The organism is Algibacter sp. L4_22, assembly GCF_023473045.1.
Taxonomy (GTDB): Bacteria; Bacteroidota; Bacteroidia; order Flavobacteriales; family Flavobacteriaceae; genus Algibacter.
In genome coordinates this window covers 1-3,188 of sequence record NZ_JAMCOK010000021.1, presented here as the reverse complement: position 1 = coordinate 3,188, position 3,188 = coordinate 1, and the positions used below count along the sequence as shown (strand labels likewise).

Annotated in this window: 5 protein-coding genes; all 5 read left to right on the top strand. The window is 30.1% G+C overall.

Going from position 1 to position 3,188, the window contains the following annotated elements:
* The first annotated feature begins 182 nt into the window (after nucleotides 1-182).
* The 5 genes from M4I23_RS19315 (at nucleotide 183) to M4I23_RS19295 (ending at nucleotide 2,922) form a co-directional block, all read left to right on the top strand.
* Nucleotides 183-629, top strand: a complete 447-nt coding sequence (locus M4I23_RS19315; protein WP_249755495.1) for a hypothetical protein — start codon at nucleotides 183-185, stop codon at nucleotides 627-629.
* A gap of 154 nt (nucleotides 630-783) precedes the next feature.
* A complete protein-coding gene (locus M4I23_RS19310) occupies nucleotides 784-1,311 on the top strand; it encodes a toxin-antitoxin system YwqK family antitoxin (RefSeq protein ID WP_249755494.1) in 528 nt (175 codons plus the stop codon).
* 147 nt (nucleotides 1,312-1,458) lie between these two features.
* Nucleotides 1,459-2,076, top strand: coding sequence for a tetratricopeptide repeat protein (locus M4I23_RS19305; RefSeq protein WP_249755493.1), 618 nt, complete (start codon nucleotides 1,459-1,461; stop codon nucleotides 2,074-2,076).
* Nucleotides 2,077-2,227: 151 nt separating this feature from the next.
* Nucleotides 2,228-2,539 carry a hypothetical protein gene (locus M4I23_RS19300; protein ID WP_249755492.1) on the top strand — a complete coding sequence of 104 codons (312 nt, stop codon included), beginning with the start codon at nucleotides 2,228-2,230 and terminating at the stop codon, nucleotides 2,537-2,539.
* Between the two features lie 11 nt (nucleotides 2,540-2,550).
* Nucleotides 2,551-2,922 (top strand): hypothetical protein, encoded by a 372-nt coding sequence (locus tag M4I23_RS19295; protein WP_249755491.1) that lies wholly within the window; start codon nucleotides 2,551-2,553, stop codon nucleotides 2,920-2,922.
* Nucleotides 2,923-3,188: the final 266 nt, after the last annotated feature.

Genomic DNA, 3,188 nt, shown 5'->3' with positions numbered 1-3,188 from the left:
ATGAGCCCGATTGAATATCGAGCTAATTATTATCAAAATTAATTATAAATTTGTCTAAACATTTGGGTGCACTTCATTTTCTATCTGGTGTTTATTTGCTAAATTAGGTGCTTAAACACGCCACTAATCTTATACAATACCGTTAGCAGTCATTTCCCAAACTCACGTAAAAATTGAATGGAATGAATATTTTAAGAAAAAAAGATCAAATCTTAGCAGCTCTAGGAAATATAAGAGCAATGGAAAGATTACACGTTGACACTCATACTGAAGAGAAAATTAAACATATTTCTGGAAATAAAATAGCAGAATCAAATCAAGGTCAATTTTGGGTGAATTTTCAGGAATTAAATGGTTTCTTATTTATGAACTCTACTATCTTGAGTCATTTTGACTTAAAAACATCACTCGGAACTAAAATAACCATACTGACTAAAGATTATGAAATTGAAATTGACTCTGATGAAAAAGAAATTGAATCTGACTTTTCGAATGTTTCGAATACTTGGATTACTAAAGTAAGTTTTGTAGTTGACTCTAAAGAAAGAGAAATAATTGAAAACAAGAATTTTGAGGAAATTCAATATAAACTAAAAAAGGGAAAACTAAGATTCCTTATGAAAAAATAAAAACGAACTGCTAACACCGTGTATAATTAATTGCTTTGGCAAGTGCTTATTTGGAAAATTCCTTCGGAATTTCCTCTGGTTCGTTTTCTTTTGCTAACTTAGTCCTAGCCAACGCAACTAACCATACACAAACACGTTAGCAATAATTAAGAAAATGAATAAATACCTATTAGTACTTTTATTTTCCATCACAATATTTAGCTGTTCCTCACAAGAGAAAAAAACAAATATTGTAAATGGTATTAAGATTATTGAAACCTATAAGAGTGGGAAAGTAATTAATCAAGAAGTCTATCATAAAAATGGAAAATTAGACCATATTGGAGACTTCAAAAATTCAAAACCACATGGTAAATGGGTGTCATATCATGAAAATGGTAATGTCTCTAAAATTGAACACTTCAATAAAGGAATTAAATCTGGAGAATTTAAATGGTTTTATGAAAATGGTAATGAGCGGGCTATTGGAACTTACAAAAAAAATAAACAAATTGGGGAATGGAAAAGGTTTTATGAGAATGGAAATATAAAAGACGTTTCTCAGAACAAAGGAAATGGAATTGTAAAATATGAATCATTTTACGAAAACGGAAATACAGAAAGTAAAGGGGAATTCGAAAACGGAATTCAAATTGGAAAAGGGGAATTCTATGATGAAAACGGAAAGTTAACTGAAAAATAAAAACTATTGCTAACAGCGTGTATAATTAATTGCTTTGGCAAGTGCCTATTTGGAAAATTCCTTCGGAATTTTCTCTGGCACGTATTTGTTTACTAAATTAGTTGCTTAATCACGCAACTAACCATACACCAAACGTTGTGGTTAATTATGAAAAACATACTACTTACAATATTAATTTTGACATTTCTCAATTGTAAAAACGATTCAGAAAAAGTTGTTTCAAAACATTCTGGAGACACAACAATCCATTATAAAAATCAATTTAAAAGAGGTGGAATAAAAGATTCCATTGCTTCTTTAACTTTTGACCTTGCTTCCGAACAAAATTCTAACGGGAATTTTTCGAAAGCTAAAAAATTATACAAGAAAGCAAACGACTTAGAGCCTGAGAACAAAATAATTCTTAACGCTTTGGGAGGAGTTTCTGCTGATTTAAAAAACTTAGCGGATTGTACTCTTTACTTTGAAAAGTCTCTAAAAATTGACAGTACTTTCACTATAACCTATATGAATTTCGGAACCGCTTATAATAAACTCTTGAAATTTAATAAGTCAATAGAAGTATTAGAAAAAGGTCTTAAATTTGAAAATAATCAAGAGAAAAAAGGATATTTTTATTATAATTTGGCTAATTCATATTACAAGACAAAAGATTACAAGAAATCTTATGAACTCACAAATAAAGCTCTTTCTATGGTAAAAGAACCTGCTGTAAGAGAAGATATTATTGAACTAAAAGATGTATTAGCGGAATTAAAAAACTAACCACAACATTGTATATAAAAAATTGCTATTTTGTGCTTAACCAATGTGAGTTACTTTGTTTGCTTGCATCTGATTTTCCTTCGGAAAATCCTCGCACACAAACACGCAACATTTCATATACGTAATCGTTGTAGAGCATTAAAAAAAAACAATGAAATCAAAATCACCAGAAGGAGTTTTTCAAGTAATAGATAGTTTTGCTATTAGAAAAAGAAAACAATTTTACTTGATAGATAATATTACAAAAGGTGAAATACAAAAGGATTGGTTTATAAATATTGGATTTAATGAAAGCTTAGCGTTGACTATAAGAATAAGTGAAATTGAAGAAGTTGAAATGACATCTGAATCTGAAAAACATACACTCCTGATTGTGGATTGTGACGAAACAGCTATTGATTTACTTATGGGCTTGAATGTTGGACTTGAATATTTACCGATAACTATTGACGGAGAAGATTAAAAAAAATAGATTTGGACGAAAGAGCTTTTAAAACATTAATTGAATATTTGGAAAAAATACCAAGTATAACAAAACCAATTTCATTTGGAGACGAAGATGGACTTTGGTGGTTGAAATTCTCATTGGATATTGAAAATAGACTTGCTTGGAACGTTGTACAAGAGTTAGGATGTGTGATAAATTATATTTCTATAAATGAGAGGTTACCAACTGTCTTTTATCCGGTTTCTCCTGCTCCATATATGAATGGTGGACCTTCTGATTTCCTTTCTTGGGTAATAGAGACAAAAGATGTCGAATTTATGCCTGGGACTCTGAAAAAATGGTTAGAAGGAAGGTTACCGAATCCAGTAGATGATTTGGAACAATGGAACGAAGAATAACGCTCTACAACACTATATATAGCAAATTGGGCGATTAGTGTTTAATCAAAAGGTTGTTGTTTATTTACAAAGTCGCCAAATCTTTTGATTTGGTATTAAAGAAAAAAATTAAAACAAAATAAAAAGATTTGGCTTGTGACTAAACCGAAAGTAATCGCTTATTTTCTGCCCAACTTACCATATATTTAACGTTGTAAGCAATAGCGCGGCTATCGTTAGATAACTTTCAATACAAATATTGTTTACGCAAAAGGAATAAAAAAAGG

Excerpts from the sequence above, each read along its gene's own strand:
- M4I23_RS19305 (WP_249755493.1), top strand. The coding sequence starts at position 1,459 with ATGAAAAACATACTACTTACAATATTAATTTTGACATTTCTCAATTGT.
- M4I23_RS19300 (WP_249755492.1), top strand. The coding sequence starts at position 2,228 with ATGAAATCAAAATCACCAGAAGGAGTTTTTCAAGTAATAGATAGTTTT.
- M4I23_RS19315 (WP_249755495.1), top strand. The coding sequence starts at position 183 with ATGAATATTTTAAGAAAAAAAGATCAAATCTTAGCAGCTCTAGGAAAT.
- M4I23_RS19310 (WP_249755494.1), top strand. The coding sequence starts at position 784 with ATGAATAAATACCTATTAGTACTTTTATTTTCCATCACAATATTTAGC.